Source organism: Endobacter medicaginis, from assembly GCF_014192375.1.
GTDB classification, from domain to species: domain Bacteria; phylum Pseudomonadota; class Alphaproteobacteria; order Acetobacterales; family Acetobacteraceae; genus Endobacter; species Endobacter medicaginis.
This window is the reverse complement of the sequence record NZ_JACHXV010000009.1, coordinates 47,906-71,745: the sequence shown is the minus strand read 5'-3', so window position 1 is coordinate 71,745 and position 23,840 is coordinate 47,906. Positions and strand designations below refer to the sequence as shown.

Genomic DNA, 23,840 nt, shown 5'->3' with positions numbered 1-23,840 from the left:
GGTGCCGGCCGGCGGCCTTGAAACACCGTCTCCGACGCGGCATGAGCATGGTCCCGACATCACCATGCCGAAGCGGGAGTCTGGCGCATGCACGCAGGGATCGAGGTTGCCGTTCCGGCCACCCGACGCAATTTCAGCAGCGACAACGTCTCCCCGGCAGCCCCCGAGGTGCTGGCAGCGATCGAGCGCGCCAATGGTGGCGCCGTCGCCTCCTACGGCGCCGATACCCTCTCGGCCGAGCTCGAACGCCGGCTCTGCGCCCTGTTCGAGCGCCCTGCGCGGGTGTTTCCCGTCGCCACCGGCACTGCTGGGAACGCGCTGGCACTGAGCGCGCTCACGCCCCCGTTCGGCAGTATCTTCTGCCACGAGGACGCCCATATTGTCGGCGATGAATGCGCAGCACCCGAATTCTACACCGGGGGAGCCAAGATCGTCGGACTGCCCGGTGCCCATGGCAGGCTCGACCCCGACGCGCTGGCCGCCCCGATCGCCACAGCCGCCCGCATGGGCCAGCACGCCTGCCTGCCCGCCGTGCTCAGCCTCACCCAGGCCACCGAGGCCGGCACCGTGTACACGCCGGACGAGATCGTCGCCCTGACCGGGCTCGCCCGTGCCCACGGCCTTGCCGTGCACATGGATGGCGCGCGCTTTGCCAATGCCGTCGCCGCAACGGGCTGCGCTCCGGCCGAATTGGTCGCCGGTGTCGACGTGCTGGTGTTCGGCGGCACCAAGAACGGTGCGATCGCCGCCGAGGCGGTGGTGTTCTTCAACGAGCGTCTCGCCGACCATTTCACCCGCCGCCGCAAGCGGGCCGGTCAGACCTGGTCGAAGCAGCGCTTCCTTGCCGCCCAGCTCCTCGCCCTGCTCGACGACGATCTGTGGCTGCGTCACGCCGCGCGGGCCAATGCGATGGCCACCCGTCTTGCGCAGGGGCTGTCGGCACTGCCGGGTGCAGCGCTGGTGCATCCCGTGCAGGCCAACGAGGTGTTCATCCGCCTGCCCGGCCGAACCGTCGCCAGCCTCGCGCAGGCGGGTTATGGTTTCTATAGATGGGACGACGCGGACGCCGGCCAGCCGCACCAGCCAGGCATCATTCGTCTGGTCTGCGGCTGGGATACCGAGGCGGCGGATGTGGATGCCCTGCTCGCGACCGCGAGATAGATGCGAGACAAGAAAAGGAAGTCGCTTCGATGCCCGAGACCCTGCCGGCCCTGATCGATACCCCGTCCGGCCTGCGCTACCACGAGCAGAGCGCCGGCGAGGGTGACAGCCCGCAGCGCGGCCAGACCGTGCAGGTGCATTACACCGGCTGGCTCGTCGAGGGCGACACCATCGGCCGCAAGTTCGATTCCTCGCGCGATCGCGGCCAGCCGTTCAGCTTCCGCCTCGGCGTGGGGCAGGTGATCCCCGGCTGGGACCTGGGCGTGGCCGAAATGAAGACCGGTTCGCGTCGGCTGCTGGTGCTGCCGCCCGAGCTCGGCTACGGCGCGCGTGGTGCCGGCGCGGTGATCCCGCCCAATTCGACGCTGGCCTTCGACGTCGAACTGCTGAGCTTCGCCTGATGGACGTCCGCGCCGCCATCGCGCTTGAGGCAGGCCAGCCCCTCGTCGTCGATACCGTGCAGCTCGAAGGCCCGCGTGCCGGCGAGGTGATGGTCGAGATCAAGGCCACCGGGCTCTGCCACACCGACAAATACACCCTCTCGGGTGCCGATCCGGAGGGGCTGTTTCCTGCCATCCTCGGCCATGAGGGCGCCGGCGTGGTGGTGGAGGTCGGCGAGGGCGTGACCTCGCTCAAGCCTGGCGACCACGTCATCCCGCTCTACACGCCCGAATGCCGGCAGTGCAAAAGCTGCCTGAGCCGCAAGACCAATCTCTGCACCTCGATCCGCGCCACGCAAGGGCGCGGCCTGATGCCCGACGGCACCTCGCGCTTCTCCTACAAAGGCAAGCCCGTGCTGCACTACATGGGCTGCTCCACCTTCGCCAACTACACCGTCCTGCCGGAGATCGCGCTGGCCAGGATCCGGCCCGACGCCCCGTTCGACACCGCCTGCTACATCGGCTGCGGGGTCACCACCGGCATCGGCGCGGTGCTGTTCACCGCGAAGGTCGAGGCCGGGGCCTCGGTGGTGGTGTTCGGCCTCGGCGGCATCGGGCTGAACGTCATCCAGGGCGCGAAGATGGTCGGCGCGGGCATGATCGTCGGCGTCGATCTCAACCCCGAGCGCGAGGCCATGGCGCGCCGCTTCGGCCTGACCCATTTCGTCAATCCCAAGGACCATCCCGACCTCGTCGGCCATCTGGTCGAGCTGACCGGGGGTGGGGCGGACTACTCGTTCGAATGCGTGGGCAACACCACGCTGATGCGCCAGGCGCTGGAATGCGCGCATCGAGGCTGGGGGGTCTCGACCATCATCGGCGTCGCCGGTGCGGGTCAGGAGATCTCCACCCGCCCGTTCCAGCTCGTCACCGGCCGCCGCTGGATCGGCTCCGCCTTCGGCGGCGCGCGGGGGCGCACCGACGTGCCGAAGATCGTCGACTGGTACATGGACAACCGCATCAGCATCGACCCGCTGATCACCCATCGCCTGCCGCTCGAGCGCATCAACGAGGGCTTCGACCTGATGAGCCGGGGCGAGAGCATCCGCTCGGTGGTGGTCTACTAGACGATGGACCTGCACGGCGTGCGCGAGATCGTCCGGCCGCGCAGCGTCGAGGCGCTGCCCGCCTGGCAGCCGGGCGACGTGATGCTCGGCGGCGGCACCTATCTGTTCTCCGAGCCGCAACCCGCCGCCCGCAGGCTGATCGACCTCGCCGCCCTCGGTCTGTCGCCTGCCCGACGCGAACCGGCCGGTTTGCGCATTGCCGCGACCTGTCGTCTCGCCGAACTCGCCTCGCTCGAGGTCGCCTCGCCGGCCATGTCGCTGTTCGCCCCGGCCGTGCACTGTCTTTGGGGCTCGTTCAAGGTGCACAACGTCGCCACCGTCGGCGGCAATCTCTGTCTCGCCCTTCCCGCCGGCCCCATGTCGGCGCTGATGGTGGCGCTCGATGGCCTGCTCTGCCTGCGCGGGCCCGGTGGTGCGCTGCGCGACCTTCCCGCCCGAGACTTCATCGTTGACTTTCTCACCACCCGCCTGCACCCCGGCGAGATGCTGGAATCGATCCTGGTCCCGAACGCCGCCCTGGCCCGCCAAGGCGTCCTTCGGCAGGCCTCTCTAACGCGTTACGGCCGCTCCGCCGCCCTGCTGATCGGCACGATCGGCGACGGCGGTTTCAGTCTCACCATCACCGCCGCGTCGAAGCGCCCTCTGCGCCTCGATTTCGGCACTTTGCCCTCCGCCGAACAGGTGCGCCACGCCGCCGCCGATGCGCTGTCCCCCGACATCCTGCACGACGACATCCACGGCGCGCCTGCCTGGAAGCGTGACCGCGCCATCGCGCTGGCGGGCGAGATCGCCGAAGCCTTGCGGACATGATCTCCATCGTTCTCAACGGGCGCGCCGTCACGGCGCCCGCGACCCCCGGCCAGTGTCTGCGCACGTTCCTGCGCGCGCAGGGCTGCAACGGTGTGAAGCGCGGCTGCGATGCCGGCGATTGCGGCGCCTGCACGGTGCTGGTCGATGGTGCGGCGGTGCAGTCCTGCGTGATGCCCGCCTTCCGCGCCGAAGGCCACGCCGTCACCACCATCGAGGGCCTCGCCGAAGGTGGCGAACTTTGCCCCCTGCAACAGCAGTTCATCGATTCCGGAGCCTTTCAGTGCGGCTACTGCACACCGGGCATGATCCTCACCATTGCCGGCTTCGACGCGGTGCAGGCCGCCGATCCGGCGCGCGCGCTCAAGAGCAATATCTGTCGCTGCACCGGCTATGCGCCGATCGCCGACGCGCTCGACGGGATCGCGCGGTGTGACGACCGTGTCGGCATCGGCGCCTCCACCCCGCCGCCCGCCGCCTGCGGCGTGGTGAGCGGCACCGTGCGCTACGCGATGGACGCCCCGCCTGATGGCCTGCTGCACGCCCGTCTGCGGCGCAGTCCGCACGCCAGCGCGCGCATCCTGCACATCGACCGCGCCGCGGCACTGGCCATCGACGGCGTGCGCCTGATCCTCACCCATGAGGACGTGCCGCATTTCCCGTATTCCACCGGCAGGCACGAGAACTTCCGCGACGACCCGGAAGACACGCTGATCTTCGATCCGCTGATCCGCTTCGCCGGCCAGCGCGTCGCCGCGGTCATCGCCGACACGGCCGCCATCGCCGAGGCCGCCTGCGCCGCGCTCGACATCACCTACGAGGTCCTTCCCGCCCTGCTCGATCCGACCGCGGTGCAGGACGAGGGCGCGCCGCAACTGCATGCCCATGCCCCGCGCAACGTCGCTGCCCGCGTGCAGGGGCAGGTCGGCCCGCATGCGACGATCGACGAGGTCCTCGCCGGTGCGGCACATGTCGTCGATCGCACCTACACCACCCAGCGCCTGCACCACGCCTCGCTGGAGACGCATGCCGGGATCGCCTGGCTGGAACGCGATGCCGCCGGCGAGGACAGTCTCGTCATCCGCAGTTCCACCCAGGTGCCGTTCCTGACCCGCGACACGCTGGCGAGGATGCTGCAGATGCCGCGCGAGCGTATCCGCGTGTTCTGCGACCGCGTCGGCGGCGGATTCGGCGGCAAGCAGGAGCTCATCGTCGAGGACATCATCGCGCTGGCGACGTTGCGCCTCGGCCGGCCAGTGGCGCTGGAATACACCCGCGAGGAGGCCTTCACCGGGGCGTCCACCCGCCATCCGATGCAGATCCGTGTGCGCATGGGCGCCGATGCGCAGGGCCGTCTGCTGGGTCTGGCGATGGACGTGCTCGCCGAGACCGGTGCCTATGGCAACCACGCACCCGGCGTGCTGCATCACGGCTGCAACGAGTCGATGATCGTCTACAACTGCCCGTCGAAGTTCGTCGATGGAGTCTCGGTCTATGCCAACACGCCGCCTTCGGGCGCGTTTCGCGGCTACGGGCTCAGCCAGACGATCTTCGCCGTCGAATCCGCGATGGACGAGCTCGCCATCGCCTCCGGAATCGATCCGTGGCGCCTGCGCGAGATCAACATGATCCGCCCCGGTGATCCGATGATCTCGCATCACGACACCCCGCATGACGTGACCTTCGGCAGTTACGGACTGGATCAGTGCCTCGTCCTCGCCAGAGACGCGCTCGATCGCGCACAGACGCCCGAACTCGGCGATGGCGACTGGCATCTCGGCGACGGCATGGCGATCGCGCTGATCGACACCGCCCCGCCGCGCGGCCATTACGCGCATGCCGCCGTCACGCTGCGCGAGGATGGCGGCGTCGATCTCGATGTCGGTACCGCCGAATTCGGCAACGGCAGTGTGACCACCCATGTCCAACTCGTCGCCACCACGCTGGGCATCGAGCCGACCCGCATCCGCGTGCGCCATGGCGACACCGAAGCGGTCGCGCACGATACCGGCGCCTATGGCAGTGCGGGCATCGTCATCGCCGGCCTCGCCTGTCACCGTGCCGCCCTTGCGCTGAAGGCCGAGATGGAGGCCTTCGCCGCCGATCACCAGCTCGGCACCGATCCGGGCGCGATCGCCGCCCGCGCCGCGTCGCGTGGACGCACATTGTCGGGATCTGGATACAGCGACGGCTCGCCGCGCTCGGTCGCCTTCAACGTGCAGGCCTTTCGCGTGGCCGTGAACCGCGACAGCGGCGAGTGGCGCATTGTCGCCTCCATCCAGGCCGCGGATGCCGGGGTGGTGCTCAACCCGATGCAGTGCCGCGGGCAGATCGAGGGCGGGGTGGCGCAGGCGATCGGCGGTGCGCTGATGGAGGAGGTCCGCATCGACGGGGCCGGGCGCATCGCCAACCCGTCCTTCCGCTCCTATCACGTGCCGCGCATGGCCGACCTGCCGCGCACCGAGGTGCTGTTCGCCGACACCTACGACACCACCGGCCCGCTGGGCGCGAAGTCGATGAGCGAAAGCCCGTTCAACCCGGTTGCCCCCGCGCTGGCCAACGCCATCGCCCGGGCCGCCGGTGTGCGGCCGCGGAGCTTGCCGATGCGCGCCGACCGCATCTGGGCGGCGATTCGCGAGCAGTCAGGAGAGATGTCGAGATGACCGATACCGCCGCTCTGCTGGCACGACGCATCGCGCAGGGCGCGGGCGAGATGCCGGCCGATCTGGTGATCGGCGACGTGCGCCTGTTCGACATGGCGAGCGGCGATCTCGTCGAGACCGACATCGCCATCTGCGGCGACGTGATCGTCGGCACCTATGGCCGTTTCGAGGGGACACGCCGCTTCGAGGGCGCAGGCCGCGTCGCCGTGCCGGGTTTCATCGACACCCATCTGCATGTCGAATCCTCGCTGATCTCGCCGCTGGAATTCGACCGCTGCGTGCTGCCGCACGGTGTGACCACCGCGATCTGTGATCCGCACGAACTCGCCAACGTGCTTGGCACAGCCGCCTTCGACTACATGCTGGCCTGTGCCGATCAAACGGTGATGGACCTGCGCGTCAATCTCTCGTCCTGCGTGCCGGCCACCGCGCTCGAGACGTCCGGCGCGCGGCTCGATGCTGCCGCCCTGCTGGCCTATCGAGACCATCCCAAGGTGATCGGCCTGGCGGAATTCATGAATTTTCCGGGCGTGATCGGCCGCGATCCGGACTGCCTGGCCAAGCTCGCCGCCTTCGCCGGGCGGCATATCGACGGCCACGCCCCGCTGCTGCAGGGCAGGGGGCTCGACGCCTATCTCGCCGCAGGCATCACGACCGATCATGAGGCCACCACCGCCGGGGAGGCGGCCGAAAAGCTGCGCAAGGGCATGCATGTGCTGATCCGCGAGGGCTCCGTCTGCAAGGACCTCGCCGCCCTCGCCCCGCTGTTGAGCGTCGCCTCATCCCCGTTCATGTCGTTCTGCACCGACGACCGCAACCCGCTCGAGATCCTGCATGAAGGCCATATCGACTACCTGATCGCGCGGGCCATCGCCGCCGGCGCACCGCCGCTCGCCGCCTACCGTGCCGCGAGCTGGAGTGCGGCACAGGCGTTCGGCCTGCGCGACCGTGGCCTCGTCGCACCCGGCAGGCGCGCCGATATCGTGCTGCTCGACGATCTCCATACCTGCCGCGTGGCCTCGGTGTTCAGCGCCGGGCGCGAGGTGACGCCGGCGCTGTTCGAGGCCCGTCGGACGATCGCCCCGGTCGGGCTCGACAGCATGCGGGCCGCTCCTGTCGACGCGTCGGTCCTGCGCGTGCGTGGCCCTGCCACCCGCCCGGTGATCGGCATCGTCCCGGGCCGCATCATCACCGAACACCTCACCGCCACCCTGCCCATCGCGGGTGATACGGTGCTGCCGGACGCCGCTGCCGATATCGCCAAGGTCTGCGTGGTGGCGCGACATGGTCATAACGACAACCGCGCCTGCGGCTTCGTGCGTGGCTTCGGCCTGGGTCGCGGGGCGATCGCCTCCTCGGTCGGCCATGACAGCCACAATGCCTGCGCGGTCGGCATGGACGATGCCGACATGGTCATCGCGCTGAACCGCCTCGGTGAGATCGGCGGTGGATTTGTCGTCGTTGCCGACGGTGCGGTGCTCGCCGAGCTCGCACTGCCGATCGGCGGGCTGATGAGCGACCGTCCGTTCGAGGTCGTCGCCCGCGACCTCGAAACCCTGCGTGCGGCCGCCGCCGGCCTGGGTGGCACCCTGGCCGAACCCTTTCTGCAACTCGCGTTCCTCACCCTGCCGGTGATCCCGCATCTCAAGATCACCGATCGCGGTCTGGTGGACGTGGACCGGATGGCGCTGCTCGATCCGGGGTGACGCCGCGATGAACCAGACGCCGGCCCCCGGTCCCGATCCGGCACGGGGAGCGGGTCATACCCTGTCGAGCCTGCTGGCGGCCGGGGTCATCCTCATGAGCTGTCTGCTGGCGGCATCCCTCGCACTTCTGCCGGCACTGCTGATCGGGTTCGTGTTGCTGTTGCGTGACGTGCTGGGGCCCACGGCGCTGCCGTTCGGGCTGGTTGCCTCGGTGCTGTCATGGCTCGCGCCGGACTGGGGCGCGCGTGCGGTCGCCGTGCAGGCGATGCTGCGCGGCTTCGATGCCGGACTGGCGGCCCGGCTGGTGCCGCCCCTGGCTGTCGCCGCCTGTGCGCTGGCGCCGGCGGCAGCGACGATCCTGCAGCGCCCAGGCTGGTCGCGGACGGCGACGCTGCTGCTGCGCATCGCCGCACTGGCGGCCGGAGGGGTTGCGATGCGACTGGGCGGTGGGCTGGTGACCTTGTGTCTGCTGCCAGGGCTGTGCGTGTTTGCCTGGCAGGCCGCCGCGGCCAGCGACAGCACAGCAACCGACCTCCCCGATCAGCCCTCCGGCAGGTAGGCGCCGGCCAGCGGGTCGCCGGAGGCGCTGAGACGCGGCGGTGGGCGGCGTCGGGTGACGGTGTAGACGTTCGGGTTCTGGATCGCGCGGACGGAGCTGCGGCGCTCGGCCGCACCGCGTCGTTCGATCCGACGGTCGATCATCAGCTCGACCTCGCATCGGATCCGCCGCGCCGCCTCGAGTCGGTAGCCGAACATCGCCGGGTCGTCGGCATGATGCACGACCATGCCGGTCTCGACCTCGAACAGCACCGCGCGGCCATCGGGGGCGACGCCGAAATCGACGCCGAAATAATCCAGGCGGATCCGCTGTCCGATATGGTCGAGGCCACGCTGCGTCGCCTCCCCCAGCACCGCGCGGGGGTCGGCGAGGAACGCTTCCTCCTCGCGGCGGCGCCCGGGATGCGCCTGCATGTTGGCGTTGTAGTACCACACTGCCCAGTCCGAGTGGATCGCCATGTGGACTGGCAGCCATCTGCCGTCGACGAACACCACCCGGTATTTGCGGAACAGACCGTCCGGTGATCGGGTGTCGACGAAAGGGGTGAGGATGAAGCCGGTCTCGTCGGCATGGGCGGCGAGATAGCTGTCGCGCCCGGGGGCGTCGACGATGCGTGCCAGGCCCAGCCCGGCATGGGAGTGCTCCGGGCGGATCAGCACCGCCGTGCCGTCGCGTCCGATCGTCTCGCAGGCGAGCATCTTGCGGCTCAGCAGGCGGGGCTGCGGGACCACCAGATCGGCGCAGCCCGACAGCATCCAGGCCGCTTCGATCCGCGATAGGCCGGAGATCAGGCGCGGATTGTTGAGCGACGGCAGGCCGAGGGTGGCGATCAGCATGTCCGCCGCGCGCAGCGCATCGGTGTGGCGTTCGTCCTGGGCGATCACGGTGAAGACGACATCGAGGCCGCGCGGCACCAGCGCACGGGCACGCCACGGGTCCGACAGGATCAGCGCCGGATCGGTGATCCAGAGCGTGTGCAGCTCGGTCTGCGGATCGTCGAGCAGCATCGCCAGCGGCAGGTTGGCCTGGAAATCACCGGGCACGGCCAGCATCAGCACGCGCCGGCGGGCCGGCACGCCGGCGGCGCCGGGCAGACCGCGCGAGGTCAGCGGATTCTGCGCGAGGGCCTCCGACAGGTGCTGCAGCGCCGCCTCGTGTTCGCCGAGCGCCTGGCACACCTCCGACAGCAGCAGCCGGGCATCGCGCTGCATCGTGGGTTGTTCGAGCGCTTCGCTGAGCAGCAGATGAGCGCCGTTCCAGTCCGCCTCGCCCATGCGCAGCAAGGCCTCGTGGAGCAAGGTTCCGGCTGGCGGTGTGGCAATCTGGCCAAGCAAACCATTGCGCATGATGTTCGACCCTCCTCAGGCCGGGTTATCCGTCGTCGTCCTCATTCTGCGCCGCTGATGGTGGACAAATGGTAAACGCCTTGACGAAGCGGGCTGCTGATCCGATGAGACGGCGATGAATGACGCTTCCACAGCCGAACGCCTGGATGCCGCTGCGGAAAACTGTGCGCGGCAGGGCGGCAGACTGACCGAGCTGCGGCGGCTGGTGCTCGAACTGGTGCTGGAGGCGGACCGGCCGGTCGGCGCCTATGAGCTGCTCGACCAGCTGCGGCTACGCCATGCCGGGGCGGCGCCGCCGACCGTGTATCGCGCGCTGGATTTCCTGCTTGCGCACGGGCTGGTGCACAAGCTGGCCCTGCAGAACGCCTTCGTCAGCTGTGCGGGCGGCGGACATCACGCCCATCCTGCCCAGTTGCTGGTCTGCCGGAGCTGCGGCAGCGTCGTCGAGCTGGAGGATTCCGGTATCCAGTCGGCTCTCGCGCGGGCCGCGGGGTTGCATGGCTTCGTCGTCGGCGATGGCGCGCTCGAGGTGCCGGGCCTGTGCGCCAGGTGCGCGGCGGAGAGTGTGTCGGCCTGATCCGCCGGGGTCACCGGACCCACATCGTGGCTCTCGCCCACGAGATCCAGACCGTATGGGCGGCGAACCAGTCCGCCCCCAGCAGCATGTCGGCCACATCGTCGAGCCGCGAGACGGTGAGGGTCACGTCGCGTTCGCCGTGGCCGGCGAAGCTGAAGCTGCGGAAGCGGTGCCAGCGATAGAAGCCGGGCTGCGCACCGAGCCCGCTGGCGGTGCCGCCCGAATCCGCGCCGAGTTCCGCCTCGTCGATCCCCAGCGCGAGCGCGGTGGCCAGCCCCACCACCCGGCCGCGCGCGCCGGTATCGACCAGCGCGCTCACCGCATGGCCGTCCAGCACGGCCTGCCCGACCAGCCGATCGCCGACCCGCAGCAGGCCGACGGCGCGGGCCCCGTGCCAGCCGGGTGGTCGGGGAGGGTCGGCGCAGCCCGGCGCATACAGCCGCGCGGTGCCACCGGCGACGTCGAGCTCGAGGTCGAAATGCGACAGCAGGTCCGCCCCGATCAGCCCGGCGATCGGCGGGCGCAACATCGGCTGGAACGGCAGCCGGCTCACCGCGACCGCGGCCAGCGCGACATGCAGCCCGCCCAGCTGGAGATCGGGCACCGACACCATCCGTGCGATGCGCTGACCCCCATTGGCGCCGTACATCTGCAGTGCGACGGGGGGCGCTGCGGTGGCGGCATCGACCGGCAGCGTGTGGGCCGCCTCGGGCGTGACCAGCCCGCCCTCGGAGCCGGTGTCGAGCACCATCGCCACGTCGCGGCCACCCAGGCGGGCCGTCACCGTCAGTACGCCCGCGGTATCGCGCACGGCCAGCACCGCGACCGGCGCGACGGCGCAACCCTGCGCCTGCGCGGCGGCGTGGCCCAACCATGTGCCGAGCAGCGTCAGGACCAGCCGGAACCACATGCGGATGACGGTCAGGCCGCGCCGGCGAAACGGTCCGTCGCCGTCACCAGCGCGCTGAGAATGCCCGGCTCGGAGGCCGCATGGCCAGCATCCTCGACCAGCACGAACTCCGCCTCCGGCCAGGCCCGATGCAGGTCCCAGGCTGTCTTCGCCGGGGTGGCCATGTCGTAGCGGCCCTGCACGATCACCGCCGGGATATGGGTCAGCCGACGCGCGTCGCGGATGAGCTGGCCCTCATCGAGCCAGCCTTCATGGACGAAATAATGGTTCTCGATGCGGGCGAAGGCGAGGGCGAAGGCGGCGTCGCCATGCTGCTTCTCCATCGCCGGATCGGGCAGCAGGGTCAGTGTGGTGCCTTCCCACAGGCTCCAGGCGCGGGCCGCGCGGTCGCGTTCGGCGGCGTCGTCGCCGGTGAGACGCCTGCGATACGCCGCCATCAGGTCGCCGCGCTCGGCTTCGGGAATCGGGGCGAGGAAACGCTCCCAGCGGTCGGGAAACAGCCAGCTCGCGCCTTCCTGGTAGTACCAGAGCAGCTCCGCGCGACGGAGGGTGAAGATGCCGCGCAGCACCAGCGCGCGCACCGCCTGCGGGTGCGTCTCGGCATAGGCCAGGGCGAGGGTCGAGCCCCAGGAGCCGCCGAACACCACCCAGGCCTCGATGCCGAGCATGGTCCGCAGCCGCTCGATATCGGCGACCAGGTGCCAGGTGGTGTTGTTGTCGAGCGAGGCATGTGGGGTGGAGCGCCCGCAGCCGCGCTGGTCGAACAGCAGCACGTTGTAGCGTCGGGGATCGAAATAGCGGCGCTGGAACGGCGTGCAGCCGCCGCCCGGTCCGCCATGCAGCACCACCGCCGGCGTGCCTTCGGGATTGCCGCACAGCTCCCAGTAGAGCGTGTGGCCGTCCCCTGTCTCGAGATGACCGCTCCGGTAGGGTTCGATCGGCGGGTAAGGGGGACGGCGCTCGCTCATCCACCCGATGTCGCACGCGGATGCGCCGACTGCCAGACCCGCATGAGCTGGGCGCTGTCGGCGAGCGTGTAGCGCTGGGTGGTGGTCAGGCTGGCATGGCCCAGCAGCTCCTGCACCGCGCGCAGGTCGGCACCGCCCTCCATCAGATGTGTGGCGAAGGAGTGCCGCAGCGCGTGCGGGGTGAGGTGCTCCGGCAGCCCGGCTAGCCGGCGGTAGTCGCGCAGCGTGCGCTGGGCGATGCCCGGATTGAGCCGGCCGCCGCGCGCACCGACGAACAGCGGCGCCGTCGCCGATCCGTCCGGATGCACCGCCAGCCAGTCGTCGAGCGCGCGCGCCACCGCATCGAGCAGCGGCACCAGCCGCTCGCGCCCCCCCTTGCCGTGAATGCGCAACGCCCCGCTCGCCCGGGCCTGCGCCCACGCGCCGCGATCAAGCCCCAGCGCCTCGGAGATCCGCAATCCGGCCCCGTAGAGCAGAACGAACAGCGCACGGTCGCGCAGCGGGTCGGTCGGCTGCCGGCTCACCTCCGCCACCCCGTCGGGCAGGGCCAGGGCCGCCTCCCGCGTCAGCGGCCTCGGCACGGTGGTGCGCTGGCGCGGTCCGGCCAGCAGGCTGGGTGCGGGATTGTCGACCCCGTGCCGACGCGCCAGGTAGCGGAAGAACGACCGCAGCGCCGATACCCGCCGTGCCCGGGTCCGCGCCGCCTGGTCGGGGGTGCTCGGCTTCGCGTTCGGCCGTGCGGCGAGGCGCCGGGCGCGCATCGCCTCGTCCGCCAGCCAGGCGCGCAGGTCGGCCACACGCAGGGTCTGCAACTCCGCCAGCCCGACCTCGCCGCCGAGATGCCGCGACAAAAACCCCAGCAGCCGGTCCAGATCGCTCCGATAGGCGACCAGCGTATGGACCGAGGCCCGGCGCTCGTCGCGCTGGAAGGCGAGGAACGCCTCCAGCGCCTCGGCAGCCGTCATTGCCGTGCGACCACGCGCATGCGGGCCCGTGCGAGCCGCGACAGGCAGGCGCCGATCGCCTCGCCGAGGAAGCCCAGCGCCTCTGCCCCCGCGGCACCGCTCGCCACCTCGCGGTCCCGGCAGGCGAGGGCGAGCACGCAGGCCGCCGTCCCCGCCGGTACCCTGACATAGGCGGCATGCTGCGCCAGCGGGGCCGCCGATCCGTGCAGCATGCGGCGCAGTTCGGGCGAGGGCGCGGCATCGAGTCGTACCCCCGCGGCGCCCAGCAGCGCGTTGATGCTGCCCGCCGCGAGTCCGTCCCCCTCGCGCCGCAGACCGGCGGCATCGATGCCGAGCAGGCCGGGCAGCGAATGCTCGACCCATTCGCCGACATCGTCCTCGCCGAGCAGCGCGAGCACGCAGACGCGCACGCGCACGGCGAGGTCGGCGCCCGCGCGCTCGGTGCCGAGTCGCGTCTCCGCCTTGGCCCGCGCATCGGCCGCATCCAGCCGCGCGCGGTGCAGCATCGAGGCCATGTGGTCGGCCAGCACCTCGCCATGCGGCCGCGCGGGCGGTGCGAGATGGCGGTAGAGCTCCGGGTGGCGCGTGAGGAAATCGGGGTTGTCGCGCAGGAACCGCACCACCGCCGCCGAGTCGATCGTGGCGCTCATGCCGGCCGCCCCGATTTGCTGCCGCGCGGCGCAGTCGCCACAGTCGGCGGTGATGAGCGACCGCATCCCCGTCCTGCTGCCCTACCCGTTCGAGGGGCCGTTCGACTATGCGGTGCCGCTCGGCGCGGTCGCCCCGCCGCCCGGCACGCTGGTGCAGGTGCCGCTCGGCAGGCGCGAGGTGCTCGGCATCGTCTGGTCGCGAGGTCAGGACAGTGGGCCATGGCCGGCGGAGCTTACCACAGCCGGCGCGCGCCCGGTCTCGCACAACCGTCTCCGCCCGATCAGCGCCGTGATCGATGCACCGCCGATGCCCGACGATCTGCGTCGCTTCGTCGACTGGCTGGCGGCCTACACGCTCACCCCGCCGGGGCTGGTGATGGCGATGGCGATGCGCACCAATGCCATCACGCCGCCACCCCCGCTCGCCGGCTGGGCTCTGGCCGAGCCCTGGCCTGAGACGACGCGGCTGACCGCGCAGCGTGCCCGCGTGCGCGAAGCCCTCGCCGCCGGGCCGCTGACCACACGCGGGCTGGCCGAGGCGGCCGGGGTGGGCGACGGCGTCATCCGCGGCATGGGGCAGGCCGGGCTGCTGCGTGCGGTGGATCTCTCCACCCCGGCCTTCACCGCGCCCGATCCCGACCATCCCGGCCCCGTCCTGTCGTCCGAACAGCGCGCCGCCGCCGACGAACTGCGTGCCGTGCGCGGCTTTGGCGTCACCCTGCTCGAAGGTGTCACCGGCTCCGGCAAGACCGAGGTCTATTTCGAAGCCATCGCCGAGGCCCTGCGGCAGGGTCGGCAGGCGCTGGTGCTGCTGCCGGAGATCGCGCTCTCGGCGCAATGGCTCGAGCGCTTCCGCCAGCGTTTCGGGGTGGCGCCGACGGTGTGGCACTCCGATCTCGGCTCGCGTCGGCGGCGCATCGCCTGGCGCGCGGTCGCCGACGGCAGCGCGCGCGTGGTGGTCGGTGCGCGCTCTGCGCTGTTCCTGCCGTTCGGCGAACTCGGGCTGATCGTGGTCGACGAGGAGCACGAGACGGCCTTCAAGCAGGAGGAGGGCGTGACCTACCATGCCCGCGACATGGCGGTGGTGCGCGCCCGCCTCGCCGATATCCCCATCGTCCTCGCCTCCGCCACACCGAGCCTTGAGACCCGCGCCAATGTCGAGGCCGGGCGCTACCGCCATCTCCGCCTCGCCCGTCGCCATGGTGGCGCCACCCTGCCCGAGGTCGCCGCGATCGACATGCGCGCCCATCCGCCGGAGCGCGGCGCGTTCCTCTCGCCGGTGCTGGTGGACGCCGTGCGCGAGCATCTCGGCCGCGGCGAACAGGCGCTGCTGTTCCTCAACCGACGTGGTTATGCGCCGCTGACGCTGTGCCGCACCTGCGGGCACCGCATCGAATGCCCCAACTGCACCGCCTGGCTGGTCGAGCACCGGGCGCGGGCGCGTCTCGCCTGCCATCATTGCGGCTACAGCGCGCCGATCCCCGAACTGTGCCCGTCCTGTGGCGCCGCCCATTCGCTGACCCCGATCGGCCCTGGCGTCGAGCGCATCACCGACGAGGCGGCGGCGCTGTTTCCCCAGGCGCGCCGGCTGGTGATGGCGTCGGACACGCTGGTCGGGCCGGACGCCGCCGCACGCGCTGCCGGCGCGATCGCCGCGCGCGAGGTCGATCTGGTGATCGGCACCCAGATCGTCGCCAAGGGCTGGCATTTCCCGCATCTCACCCTGGTCGGTGTGGTGGATGCTGATCTCGGTCTGTCGGGCGGCGACCTGCGGGCTGCCGAACGCACCGTGCAGCTCCTGCATCAGGTCGCCGGCCGCGCCGGCCGCGCAGAGGCGCCGGGCCGCGTGCTGCTGCAGAGCTGGATGCCCGAACATCCCGCCACTGTGGCCCTGGTGGCCGGCGATCTCGACGGATTCATGGCCCGGGAGGCCGCACAGCGTCGCCCTGGCCACTGGCCTCCTTACGGCCGGCTGGCCGCTCTCATCGTCAGCGCGGACGCGGCCACGGATGCCGATGCCGCAGCGCGTCGCCTCGGCCAGACCGCGCCGAAGGGTGACGGCATCGAGGTGCTCGGCCCCGCACCCGCACCGCTCGCCCTGCTGCGTGGCCGTCACCGACGCCGCCTGCTGCTGCGCACGCGGCGCGACATCGCGGTGCAGCCGATCCTGCGTGCCTGGCTTGCCGAGGCCGCGATCAGGGGAGCGGCACGGGTGGATATCGATGTGGATCCCGTGTCCTTCCTGTGAGGGACGGGCTTCAACATCGCAGCCAAACAAAGCAGAGTTCGATCACACCACCCGGGACGGAGAAATGGGGATGTTTCGAAATCGCGACGAGGTCACCGAGGCGATCGTGCTCGCCCGGATCCATGCCGGGCTGAGCTGGGCGGAGGTCGCCAGTCGTCTGGGCCTGAGCAAGGAATGGGTCACCGCCGCCTGTCTGGGGCAGATGACGTTCAGCGCGGAACAGGCGGATGCGCTGTGCGGCATCCTCCAGCTCGACCCGGCGGCAAAGCCCTTCCTGACCCGTCCGCCGATGAAGGGGACCTTCAACGGACGGCCGCCCGACGATCCGCTGCTGTACCGGTTCTACGAAATGCTCAGTGTCTATGGTCCGGCGATCAAGGAGCTGATCGCCGAGGAGTTCGGTGACGGCATCATGAGTGCGATCGACTTCTCGATGGACCTGCAGCGCGAGCCTGATCCCAAGGGCGACCGGGTGAGGATCCTGCTGTCGGGGAAGTTCCTGCCCTACAAGGTGTTCTGAGCGCTTGTCCGGGAATGCGCCGTACGGCGCATTCCCGGGTCCGGCACCGGCCCACACCCCCACCCGGCCACCCACGACAGTATGCTGAAATGGGTGGCCGGGTGGGGGTGTGGGCCGGTGCCGGATTTTCCAGACACGCTCCGAGCCTATACGAAACCGGCGATCAGCATCGCCACCAGACCGCCGATCGAGACCAGCCAGGCCAACGTGCGAATGCGCTTCACCCCGCTCAGGTACAGCGGCAGGTAGGCGATGCGGGCGACGAACCACACCCAGCCGCCGATGATCGCCACGTCGCTCAGCGGCGCGGTGATCAGGCACAGCACGGCGAGACCGATGAACACCACATAGGTCTCGCGGAAATTGGCGAACGCGCGGTCGGCGCGTGCTGCGACATCGCTCAGCGCGCGGGCGGTGCCGTCACGCGCGCCGACATTCCACTCCAGCCCCCGCTCGCGCGTCATCGTCAGGTCCTGGACGATCAGGTGGATGAAGAAGAGCACGACCGACCAGCTCACGATCGACAGCAGGGGCGAAATCACCGGCATTTCTTGGACCTCCAGGGCTCACGCGACCAGCAGGCGCCGCGTATCGTTGCAGAAGCGTAAACCACAGGGCGCAGCCCGGGTTCGACCGGGCGGTGGTTGCAGGGGCCGCCGGGTCGGCGCCATCTGCCGTGGAGAACGACCGGAGTGCCCCACATGACCGCCGAACCCGCAGCCCACCCCTCGCGCCTCGCCCTCATCACCGGCGCAGGTAGCGGCATCGGCCGGTTCATCGCGCGTGGACTGGCGCAGGCAAACTTCGACCTTCTGCTCGCCGGGCGCTCGACGACGAAGCTGTCCGCCACGCGGGACTGGATCGCCGGCGAGTTCCCCGGGGCGCGGATCGAGACCCGCAGTGTCGATCTTGCCGAGCTCGCCCAGGCCCGGGCATTCGCCGAAAGTCTCGCCGGGCGGCCGATCGACGTGCTGATGCACAATGCCGGCACCTTCACCGCCCGGCGCAGTCTCACCGCCGAGGGCATCGAGACGGTGCTGGCCACCAACACGCTTGCACCGATGGTGCTGACCGAGGCCTTGCTGCCCAGTCTTCGTGCGGCCGTGGCCCGGCGTGGCGAGGCGCGCGTGGTGGTCACCGGTTCCTCGACCTCGGATCATGTCGGCATCGACCCCGACGATCTCGAGCTCGAGCGCGGCTGGGGGATGAGCCGGGCCTATGCGCGGTCCAAGCTCGCGGTGATGATCGCCGCCTTCCACCAGGCCCGTGCCCTGGCCGGCACCGGCATCACCGTCAATGTCGTGCATCCTGGCTTCGTCGCCACCGACCTGGTGCGCGATCCGGGGCACGCCGGCTGGGGCTGGCGTGTGGTGACGCGCTTCGCCCTCAGTCCGGAGGAGGGCGCCGACACCCCTGTCTGGGCAGCCACCGCACCCGAGATGCGCGGCGTGAGCGGCTGCTACCTCAAGCGTCGGACGATCGTGCGGCCGAACCGGCGGGCAGAGGATGCAGCGCTGGCGGGGCGGGTCTGGTCGGCGCTGGCGGCACGAGTGCGCGATTGAGGCCCAGACCCAGGCGGAACTGCACGAACTCGGCGCAGGCGAGCTGGAAGCTGCGCCGCCGCGCCGTCGCGCTGAATTCGCCCGTGCGGCCGATCGTGCGACGTGCGGGGGCGAACAGGTTGGGCTCGACCTCGACCGTCTCGCGCGCGAGCTGGCCCTCGAACCCCAGCCGGGTCATCAGGAACGCCGCCAGTCGCGTCGAGGCGCGGCAGACCGCCGCGAAACCCCAGATGGTGCCGGTGACCAGACGTTCAGGGTTGCGCCCGAGGGCTGCGAGATAGATGGCGCGCGCGATGACCTCCGGCGCATAGATCGGTGGCGCGGGGCGGGCGGGCGCACCCATCAGGCTCGGCGCATGGGCGAAGAATGGCGTATTCGCTGCCGGCGGGATCACGCTCGCCACGCGCAGCTGCGCCCGTGACAGGCGCAGTTCGACATGCAGGGCCTGGGTGAAGGCGCGCACCGCCGCCTTGGCCCCCGAATAGGCGCTCATCAGCGGCAGTGCATGCAGCGCCACCCCAGAGCACAGATTGACGATCGCCCCCGGCCGGTCTGCCGCCATCAGTCCGAGCGCCACCCGGCAACCATTGACCGTGCCGCCATAGGTCACCTCGGTGACCCGGTCGTGGAAATCGGCCGGGGTCTCGGCAAACAGCCCATACACTCCATTGCCGGCCGCGTTCACCCATACCCCCGGCCGGCCCAGCGCTTCCGCCAGCCGTCCGGCGGCTTGGGTCAGCGCGTCGCGGTCCGTGACGTCGGCCACCGCGATCGCGCACATCCCGCCAGCGGCGCGGATCTCGGCGGCGGTCGCCTCCAATCCCTCGAGACCGCGTGCGATCAGCCCGACCCGCCAGCCGCGTGCCGCGAACAGCGCCGCCGTGCAGCGCCCGATCCCCGAAGACGCACCGGTAATGATCGCGGTGACGCTGCGGGAAGCCTCGTCGCCAGGCCTCATCGCCGCGGCTCCGACCTGTCGGTGCCGGCGACCAGATGCCCGCCCAGCCGTTCGAGGGCGGCGCGCAGCGGTCCCTCGGGCAGGTCCGGCAGGCTGATCGGCGCCGGCGCCGGCCGCACCTTCGGCGCCTGCGGTGTGGCCGGAGGCAGGGGTTCCTGCACGATTCGCAGCCGCTGCACCGCGCCCGGGCCGAGGATGCGGTTGGCACGCTCGATGAGTTGCTCGCCGCGATGCTGGAGTTCCATCGCCGCCGGGCCGGCGCAGGCCACGCTCAGCGTGCCCCCCGCACAGCGCCGCGGCGCGCTGACCGCGGCCAGCTCCGTCCCGGCGATGCGCGGCCAGGCTTCGACCAGTCCGGCGGTGGCCGGCGAGCGACGACGGTATGCGGGTCTCGTGATCGCCGGCAGCAGTTCGCGCACCGAGGCGGCTCGGAACAGCCGCGGGGCTTCCACCTCTGTCGCCGCCTCCACGGGCCGAGTGCCGCGGCCCTGCTTGCCGGTCGTGTCGCCTTCGCCCATAGACCGCCCGTGACCACCCCATCCGATCGTGCGCTGCTGCGCTGGTATGACCGCCATCGCCGTGTCCTGCCCTGGCGCGTGCTGCCAGGCGAGACCGCCGACCCGTACCGCGTCTGGCTGAGCGAGATCATGCTCCAGCAGACCACCGTGGCCGCCGTGAAGCCGTATTACGCGCGATTTCTGGCCGCGTTTCCCACCATAGACGCGCTGGCCCGGGCTGGCGAGGCCGACGTCTTCGCCGCCTGGGCGGGACTGGGCTATTACAGCCGGGCCCGGAACCTGCATGCCTGCGCGAAACTGGTTGCGGCGCGTGGCGGCTTTCCAGACACCATCGCCGGGCTTGAAGCCCTGCCGGGCATCGGCCCTTATACCGCCCGCGCCGTGGCGGCGATCGCCTTCGGCGCGCCGGTGGTGCCGGTGGACGGCAATGTCGAGCGCGTGGCCGCGCGCCTGTTCGCGGTCGCCGAGCCGGTGCCGGGGGCGAGGCCGCGTCTCGCCGCGCTCGCGCAGACGTTGAACACGGGGGCAGAGGCGCAGGCACGGGCGTCGGACTTCGCCCAGGCGCTGTTCGATCTCGGCGCCACGATCTGCACGCCGCGGAGCCCCGCCTGCGCGCTGTGCCCCTGGCGCGACGCCTGCGCGGCACAGGCGCAGGGCATCGCTGCTGAACTGCCGCTGCGCGCGCCCAAGGTGGCGCGCCCGCAGCGTTTCGGCATCGCCTGGCGGCTGCGCGATCCGGCTGGGCGGCTGCTGCTCGAACGGCGCCCGCCGCGCGGCCTGCTGGGCGGCATGCTCGGCCTGCCGGGCCCGGCCTGGACCGCCGAGCGCCCGGATGCCGCCCCGCCAGCCGGGGTGAATGACTGCCGCGAGATCGGCACCGTGCGACACGTCTTCACCCATTTCGCGCTCGATCTGCAGGTGTTCGACGGCCGGATCGGACTGGAGGCGGCGGTCGATCTCGTCGCGACTCCAGTCTGGAGTGATGCGGCGTCGCCCACCGGCCTGCCGGGCCTGTTCGCCAAGGCGGTTGCGTTGCCCGGTTGATCCGCAGCATCCGATCGGGCCTAGTAGCGGCATGTTCGATTTTGCCCACCGACTGGACCATTCGCGCCCCTTCCTGCCGGTGCGCATCGCCGTGCTCACCGTCTCCGACAGCCGCACGTTCGAGACGGACACGTCCGGCGCGGCGCTGATTGCCCGGCTCGAGGCGGCCGGTCACGTGCTTGCCGACCGCGCCCTGCTGCCCGATGACCGCGACGCCATTGCCGATCGGCTGCGCGCCTGGATCGCCGACCCGATGGTCGATGTGGTGATCACCAATGGCGGCACCGGAGTCACGGGGCGCGACGTCACGCCAGAGGCGTTCGAGGCGGTGATCGAGAAACGCATCGAGGGGTTCGGCGAACTGTTCCGCATGCTCAGCTATGCCAAGATCGGCACCTCCACCATCCAGTCGCGCGCGCTCGCCGGGGTCGCCGGCGGCACCTATCTGTTCGCGCTGCCCGGCAGCACCGGCGCAGTGAAGGATGGCTGGGACGACATCCTGGTCTGGCAGCTCGATTCGCGGCATGTACCGTGCAATTTCGTCGAGCTGATGCCGCGTCTGAAAGAGGTCTGAGAACGATGTCATCGGCCGGGTTCGCCGCATTGCCGCGCGCGGCCGTGGCAGGGCTGCGAGGTTCGGCGATCCGCGAGGTGTCGGAGCTCGCCGCCACCTTGCCCGATGACGGGCGACCGCCGATCCCGCTCTGGTTCGGCGAGGCGCAGGCGCCCGCTGCGACGTATATCGCCGAGGCGGCCCGGGCGGCGCTGGAGCGTGCGGAGGTGTTCTACACGCCCAATCTGGGTCTGCCCGCCCTGCGCGAGGCGATCGCGCGCGAACTCCTGGCATTGGGCCGACCGGTCACGCCGGAACGGGTCGGCGTCACCTCGTCGGGGGTGAGCGCGGTGATGCTGGCCTGCCAGATGATGGTCGAGCCCGGCGACCGGGTGGTGATGATCGCCCCGAGCTGGCCCAACCTCACCCAGATCCCCTCCCTGCTTGGCGCCAGTGTCGAGACGGTGCCGCTGCATCTGCGCGATGGCCTGTGGTCGCTCGACCTCGACCGACTGCTCGCAGCCCTGCGCCCAGGCACGCGTATGGTGCTGATCAACGCGCCGGCCAATCCGACCGGCTGGTGTATCGATGCCGATGCGCAACGCGCCATTCTCGATCACTGCCGGCGCCTGGGCATCTGGATCATCGCCGACGATGTCTACGAGCGGCTGTATTTCGCTGCCGACGCCGCACCCTCATTTCTCGCCATCGCCGACACGCAGGACCGGCTGATCTCGGTCAATTCCTTCTCCAAGGCGTGGTCGATGACCGGCTACCGGCTCGGCTGGATCGTCGCTCCGCCGTCGTTGATGCCGCATCTAGCGCGGGTGATCGAATACAATACCTCCTGCGCCCCCGCCTTCGTGCAGCAGGCCGGGATTGCGGCACTCGATGCCGGCCCCGCGCCGGTGCGCGCGATGGTGGGGCGCTATCGCGATCTGCGCGATCTCGCCTGCGACCGGCTAGGCGCGATAGACGGCATTGCGGCGCCGCGCGCGGAGGGGGGTATGTACTGCTTCTTTTCCGTCGCCGGCTGCACCGATTCGCTCGATCTCGCCAGGCGCCTGCTGGTCGAGGCTCGCGTCGGCCTCGCCCCCGGCATCGCCTTCGGACCGGAGGGCGAAGGGTGCCTGCGGCTGTGCTTTGCGTCCGAGGAAGCGCGCATCGCCGAGGCCTGCGATCGGATCGCCGATTTCATGCAAGCGCATCCTCCACGCTGAGCCGATCGGCGCGCAGGCGCGGGCGTAACGCCGACAGCGCGCGATCCGCCCGCGCGATCGGCCCCGACCAGTCGCCCGGCCGGTCCTGCCGCAGGATCTGCAGCGACGGATACCACGGCGACGTCTCGCGCCCGGCCAGCCAGCGCCAGCACTGGTCGTAGCGCGACAGCAGCAGAACCTTCACTCCCATCGAGGCCGCCAGATGCGCGGTGGAGGTATCGACTGCGACCACGACGTCGAGATTGGCGACCAGGGCCGCGGTGTCGGCGAAATCGCCGATCTGCGAGGTGAGGTCCACAAGCTCCATGCCCGGTGGCGGAGGCTGGGCCGCCTCCGGGCCGATCTGCAGGCTGATCAGGCGTCGCCCCGGGCCGGCCAGAGCCGCCATGGCCGCCAACGGCATCGAGCGCCTGCGATCCATCGCGGCCTGATGCGGCTGGGCGCGGCATTGTCCCGCCCAGACCAGTCCGATCCGCAGCCCATCGTCGCACAGCGCGTCCAGCCGGTCTGCCCAGGTGCTGCGCGATGCCGGCTCGGCGTGCAGCCAGGATGCGGACGGGACCGAATGCAGATCGGTGCCGAACGCGGCCGGCAGGCTCATGAGCGAGCATTGCCGGTCCAGCGGCCCGATCTGCGTCTGCGTCGCATCGTCCGACACCACATGCTCGATGCCCGGAAGCTGCGACAGCAGCCGCCGCAGGGGTGGGCGGACGTACAGCACGACCCTTGCGCCGCGTTCGGCGAGCAGCGGGGCGTAGCGGACGAATTGCAGCGTGTCGCCGAACCCGCCCTCCTCGAACAGCCCGATGCGCAGCCCGGCGGGGTTCTCGCCCCGCCACGACGGCACTGCAAAGGGGGCTGCCGGCATGTCGTCGAGCTGCCAGCGCTGCTCGAACGCCTCGAAACCGTCGCGCAGACGTCCCGCGCTGAGCAGGGCGACGGCGCGATCGGTCAGGAACTGTGCATTGCCGGGCTCCAGCGCGATCGCCTGGTCGAGCGCCTGGATCGCCAGTTCTGGTTGCCCGGCGTCGCGGCAGGTGACGGCGAGATTGGCGAGCAGGGTGGCATGGTTCGGCGCGCGGCGCACGGCCTGTGCGAAGGCGGCGATCGCGGCATCGAACTCGCCGTGCCCGGCGAGCGCGTTGCCGAGCGCGCCCCAGCCCGCCCAGTCCCGCTCATCGGCGCGGATCGCCGCCTGCGCGGTCAGCACGGCGAGGTCGTGACGGCCACTGCCATGCCAGGCGGCGGCCAGGTTGGCCAGCGCGGTGCTGTCTGCCGGTCGCCGTGCCGACCAATAGGCCTGCGCTGCGGACCACTCGCCTGCGCTCAGCAATGCACGGCCATGAGCATCATCGTTCATGCCAGGCAGCATGAGGCAGAAAGATTAAAAGGTCGTTT

23 protein-coding genes are annotated in these 23,840 nt (G+C 70.7%); 14 read left to right on the top strand and 9 right to left on the bottom strand.

Features of this window, described 5'->3' with window-relative positions:
• Positions 1 to 87: 87 nt before the first annotated feature.
• From FHR90_RS12180 to FHR90_RS12150, 7 genes are read left to right on the top strand one after another with little or no spacing between them, the layout of a single operon-like run.
• Positions 88 to 1,161 (top strand): threonine aldolase family protein, encoded by a 1,074-nt coding sequence (locus FHR90_RS12180; protein WP_176624035.1) that lies wholly within the window; start codon positions 88 to 90, stop codon positions 1,159 to 1,161.
• 29 nt (positions 1,162 to 1,190) lie between these two features.
• Positions 1,191 to 1,562 carry an FKBP-type peptidyl-prolyl cis-trans isomerase gene (locus FHR90_RS12175; RefSeq protein ID WP_176624037.1) on the top strand — a complete coding sequence of 124 codons (372 nt, stop codon included), beginning with the start codon at positions 1,191 to 1,193 and terminating at the stop codon, positions 1,560 to 1,562.
• Positions 1,562 to 2,668, top strand: coding sequence for an S-(hydroxymethyl)glutathione dehydrogenase/class III alcohol dehydrogenase (locus FHR90_RS12170; protein WP_176624039.1), 1,107 nt, complete (start codon positions 1,562 to 1,564; stop codon positions 2,666 to 2,668). The genes FHR90_RS12175 and FHR90_RS12170 overlap by 1 nt, the downstream gene beginning before the upstream one ends.
• Before the next feature lie 3 nt (positions 2,669 to 2,671).
• Positions 2,672 to 3,478, top strand: coding sequence for an FAD binding domain-containing protein (locus tag FHR90_RS12165; protein ID WP_176624041.1), 807 nt, complete (start codon positions 2,672 to 2,674; stop codon positions 3,476 to 3,478).
• Positions 3,475 to 6,138, top strand: coding sequence for a molybdopterin-dependent oxidoreductase (locus tag FHR90_RS12160; protein WP_221188268.1), 2,664 nt, complete (start codon positions 3,475 to 3,477; stop codon positions 6,136 to 6,138). Before FHR90_RS12165 ends, FHR90_RS12160 begins: the two co-directional genes overlap by 4 nt.
• Positions 6,135 to 7,844 carry an adenine deaminase gene (gene ade, locus FHR90_RS12155; protein ID WP_176624924.1) on the top strand — a complete coding sequence of 570 codons (1,710 nt, stop codon included), beginning with the start codon at positions 6,135 to 6,137 and terminating at the stop codon, positions 7,842 to 7,844. Before FHR90_RS12160 ends, ade begins: the two co-directional genes overlap by 4 nt.
• A 7-nt stretch (positions 7,845 to 7,851) precedes the next feature.
• A complete protein-coding gene (locus FHR90_RS12150) occupies positions 7,852 to 8,403 on the top strand; it encodes a hypothetical protein (RefSeq protein ID WP_183275320.1) in 552 nt (183 codons plus the stop codon).
• On the opposite strand, the gene FHR90_RS12145 is transcribed toward FHR90_RS12150, so the two are convergent.
• A complete protein-coding gene (locus tag FHR90_RS12145) occupies positions 8,385 to 9,749 on the bottom strand; it encodes a hypothetical protein (protein WP_183275319.1) in 1,365 nt (454 codons plus the stop codon). The genes FHR90_RS12150 and FHR90_RS12145 overlap by 19 nt on opposite strands.
• A gap of 115 nt (positions 9,750 to 9,864) precedes the next feature.
• Here FHR90_RS12145 and FHR90_RS12140 point away from each other — a divergent pair, with 115 nt between their 5' ends.
• Positions 9,865 to 10,326, top strand: coding sequence for a Fur family transcriptional regulator (locus FHR90_RS12140; protein WP_176626760.1), 462 nt, complete (start codon positions 9,865 to 9,867; stop codon positions 10,324 to 10,326).
• 10 nt (positions 10,327 to 10,336) lie between these two features.
• Here the strand turns inward: FHR90_RS12140 and FHR90_RS12135 are convergent, their stop codons facing one another.
• The 4 genes from FHR90_RS12135 to FHR90_RS12120 are packed head-to-tail and all read right to left on the bottom strand — an operon-like array spanning position 10,337 to position 13,819.
• Positions 10,337 to 11,236 carry a retroviral-like aspartic protease family protein gene (locus FHR90_RS12135; RefSeq protein ID WP_183275318.1) on the bottom strand — a complete coding sequence of 300 codons (900 nt, stop codon included), beginning with the start codon at positions 11,234 to 11,236 and terminating at the stop codon, positions 10,337 to 10,339.
• A gap of 11 nt (positions 11,237 to 11,247) precedes the next feature.
• Positions 11,248 to 12,204 carry a prolyl aminopeptidase gene (gene pip, locus FHR90_RS12130; RefSeq protein WP_176626559.1) on the bottom strand — a complete coding sequence of 319 codons (957 nt, stop codon included), beginning with the start codon at positions 12,202 to 12,204 and terminating at the stop codon, positions 11,248 to 11,250.
• Positions 12,201 to 13,169 carry a tyrosine recombinase XerC gene (locus tag FHR90_RS12125; RefSeq protein ID WP_183275317.1) on the bottom strand — a complete coding sequence of 323 codons (969 nt, stop codon included), beginning with the start codon at positions 13,167 to 13,169 and terminating at the stop codon, positions 12,201 to 12,203. Before FHR90_RS12125 ends, pip begins: the two co-directional genes overlap by 4 nt.
• Positions 13,166 to 13,819 (bottom strand): hypothetical protein, encoded by a 654-nt coding sequence (locus tag FHR90_RS12120; protein ID WP_183275316.1) that lies wholly within the window; start codon positions 13,817 to 13,819, stop codon positions 13,166 to 13,168. The genes FHR90_RS12125 and FHR90_RS12120 overlap by 4 nt, the downstream gene beginning before the upstream one ends.
• Here FHR90_RS12120 and FHR90_RS12115 point away from each other — a divergent pair.
• A complete protein-coding gene (locus tag FHR90_RS12115; RefSeq protein WP_183275328.1) occupies positions 13,818 to 16,067 on the top strand; it encodes a primosomal protein N' in 2,250 nt (749 codons plus the stop codon). The two genes, FHR90_RS12120 and FHR90_RS12115, sit on opposite strands and share 2 nt — an antisense overlap.
• A gap of 64 nt (positions 16,068 to 16,131) precedes the next feature.
• Positions 16,132 to 16,587: a cyanase gene (gene cynS / locus FHR90_RS12110; RefSeq protein WP_218062122.1), complete on the top strand. Its 456-nt coding sequence runs from the start codon at positions 16,132 to 16,134 to the stop codon at positions 16,585 to 16,587.
• Positions 16,588 to 16,733: 146 nt separating this feature from the next.
• Here the strand turns inward: cynS and FHR90_RS12105 are convergent, their stop codons facing one another.
• Complete coding sequence (locus tag FHR90_RS12105) at positions 16,734 to 17,135, bottom strand: MAPEG family protein (protein WP_176625425.1); 402 nt, start codon at positions 17,133 to 17,135, stop codon at positions 16,734 to 16,736.
• A gap of 153 nt (positions 17,136 to 17,288) precedes the next feature.
• Between FHR90_RS12105 and FHR90_RS12100 the strand changes: the two genes are divergently transcribed.
• Entirely contained in the window at positions 17,289 to 18,149 is an 861-nt protein-coding gene (locus FHR90_RS12100; protein ID WP_176625424.1) for an SDR family NAD(P)-dependent oxidoreductase, read from the top strand.
• On the opposite strand, the gene FHR90_RS12095 is transcribed toward FHR90_RS12100, so the two are convergent.
• Positions 18,052 to 19,107, bottom strand: coding sequence for an SDR family oxidoreductase (locus FHR90_RS12095; protein WP_176625422.1), 1,056 nt, complete (start codon positions 19,105 to 19,107; stop codon positions 18,052 to 18,054). The genes FHR90_RS12100 and FHR90_RS12095 overlap by 98 nt on opposite strands.
• The gene (locus FHR90_RS12090) at positions 19,104 to 19,625 is read right to left on the bottom strand and encodes a DUF721 domain-containing protein (RefSeq protein WP_183275315.1); all 522 of its coding nucleotides are present in this window, start codon (positions 19,623 to 19,625) and stop codon (positions 19,104 to 19,106) included. The genes FHR90_RS12095 and FHR90_RS12090 overlap by 4 nt, the downstream gene beginning before the upstream one ends.
• 9 nt (positions 19,626 to 19,634) lie before the next feature.
• On the opposite strand from FHR90_RS12090, the gene FHR90_RS12085 reads away from it, so the two are divergent.
• From FHR90_RS12085 to FHR90_RS12075, 3 genes are read left to right on the top strand one after another with little or no spacing between them, the layout of a single operon-like run.
• Complete coding sequence (locus FHR90_RS12085; RefSeq protein ID WP_183275314.1) at positions 19,635 to 20,669, top strand: NUDIX domain-containing protein; 1,035 nt, start codon at positions 19,635 to 19,637, stop codon at positions 20,667 to 20,669.
• 31 nt (positions 20,670 to 20,700) lie between these two features.
• Positions 20,701 to 21,243 carry a molybdenum cofactor biosynthesis protein B gene (gene moaB / locus FHR90_RS12080; RefSeq protein ID WP_176625476.1) on the top strand — a complete coding sequence of 181 codons (543 nt, stop codon included), beginning with the start codon at positions 20,701 to 20,703 and terminating at the stop codon, positions 21,241 to 21,243.
• Positions 21,244 to 21,248: 5 nt separating this feature from the next.
• Complete coding sequence (locus tag FHR90_RS12075) at positions 21,249 to 22,442, top strand: pyridoxal phosphate-dependent aminotransferase (protein ID WP_176625478.1); 1,194 nt, start codon at positions 21,249 to 21,251, stop codon at positions 22,440 to 22,442.
• On the opposite strand, the gene FHR90_RS12070 is transcribed toward FHR90_RS12075, so the two are convergent.
• Positions 22,417 to 23,802 (bottom strand): tetratricopeptide repeat protein, encoded by a 1,386-nt coding sequence (locus tag FHR90_RS12070; protein ID WP_183275312.1) that lies wholly within the window; start codon positions 23,800 to 23,802, stop codon positions 22,417 to 22,419. The genes FHR90_RS12075 and FHR90_RS12070 overlap by 26 nt on opposite strands.
• Positions 23,803 to 23,840 lie beyond the last annotated feature (38 nt).

Excerpts from the sequence above, each read along its gene's own strand:
- FHR90_RS12150 (WP_183275320.1), top strand. The coding sequence starts at position 7,852 with ATGAACCAGACGCCGGCCCCCGGTCCCGATCCGGCACGGGGAGCGGGT.
- FHR90_RS12170 (WP_176624039.1), top strand. The coding sequence starts at position 1,562 with ATGGACGTCCGCGCCGCCATCGCGCTTGAGGCAGGCCAGCCCCTCGTC.
- moaB (WP_176625476.1), top strand. The coding sequence starts at position 20,701 with ATGTTCGATTTTGCCCACCGACTGGACCATTCGCGCCCCTTCCTGCCG.
- FHR90_RS12095 (WP_176625422.1), bottom strand. The coding sequence starts at position 19,107 with ATGAGGCCTGGCGACGAGGCTTCCCGCAGCGTCACCGCGATCATTACC.
- FHR90_RS12160 (WP_221188268.1), top strand. The coding sequence starts at position 3,475 with ATGATCTCCATCGTTCTCAACGGGCGCGCCGTCACGGCGCCCGCGACC.
- ade (WP_176624924.1), top strand. The coding sequence starts at position 6,135 with ATGACCGATACCGCCGCTCTGCTGGCACGACGCATCGCGCAGGGCGCG.
- FHR90_RS12125 (WP_183275317.1), bottom strand. The coding sequence starts at position 13,169 with ATGACGGCTGCCGAGGCGCTGGAGGCGTTCCTCGCCTTCCAGCGCGAC.
- pip (WP_176626559.1), bottom strand. The coding sequence starts at position 12,204 with ATGAGCGAGCGCCGTCCCCCTTACCCGCCGATCGAACCCTACCGGAGC.
- FHR90_RS12175 (WP_176624037.1), top strand. The coding sequence starts at position 1,191 with ATGCCCGAGACCCTGCCGGCCCTGATCGATACCCCGTCCGGCCTGCGC.
- cynS (WP_218062122.1), top strand. The coding sequence starts at position 16,132 with ATGGGGATGTTTCGAAATCGCGACGAGGTCACCGAGGCGATCGTGCTC.
- FHR90_RS12105 (WP_176625425.1), bottom strand. The coding sequence starts at position 17,135 with ATGCCGGTGATTTCGCCCCTGCTGTCGATCGTGAGCTGGTCGGTCGTG.
- FHR90_RS12075 (WP_176625478.1), top strand. The coding sequence starts at position 21,249 with ATGTCATCGGCCGGGTTCGCCGCATTGCCGCGCGCGGCCGTGGCAGGG.
- FHR90_RS12090 (WP_183275315.1), bottom strand. The coding sequence starts at position 19,625 with ATGGGCGAAGGCGACACGACCGGCAAGCAGGGCCGCGGCACTCGGCCC.
- FHR90_RS12100 (WP_176625424.1), top strand. The coding sequence starts at position 17,289 with ATGACCGCCGAACCCGCAGCCCACCCCTCGCGCCTCGCCCTCATCACC.
- FHR90_RS12115 (WP_183275328.1), top strand. The coding sequence starts at position 13,818 with ATGCCGGCCGCCCCGATTTGCTGCCGCGCGGCGCAGTCGCCACAGTCG.
- FHR90_RS12120 (WP_183275316.1), bottom strand. The coding sequence starts at position 13,819 with ATGAGCGCCACGATCGACTCGGCGGCGGTGGTGCGGTTCCTGCGCGAC.
- FHR90_RS12070 (WP_183275312.1), bottom strand. The coding sequence starts at position 23,802 with ATGAACGATGATGCTCATGGCCGTGCATTGCTGAGCGCAGGCGAGTGG.
- FHR90_RS12165 (WP_176624041.1), top strand. The coding sequence starts at position 2,672 with ATGGACCTGCACGGCGTGCGCGAGATCGTCCGGCCGCGCAGCGTCGAG.
- FHR90_RS12135 (WP_183275318.1), bottom strand. The coding sequence starts at position 11,236 with ATGTGGTTCCGGCTGGTCCTGACGCTGCTCGGCACATGGTTGGGCCAC.
- FHR90_RS12180 (WP_176624035.1), top strand. The coding sequence starts at position 88 with ATGCACGCAGGGATCGAGGTTGCCGTTCCGGCCACCCGACGCAATTTC.
- FHR90_RS12140 (WP_176626760.1), top strand. The coding sequence starts at position 9,865 with ATGAATGACGCTTCCACAGCCGAACGCCTGGATGCCGCTGCGGAAAAC.
- FHR90_RS12145 (WP_183275319.1), bottom strand. The coding sequence starts at position 9,749 with ATGCGCAATGGTTTGCTTGGCCAGATTGCCACACCGCCAGCCGGAACC.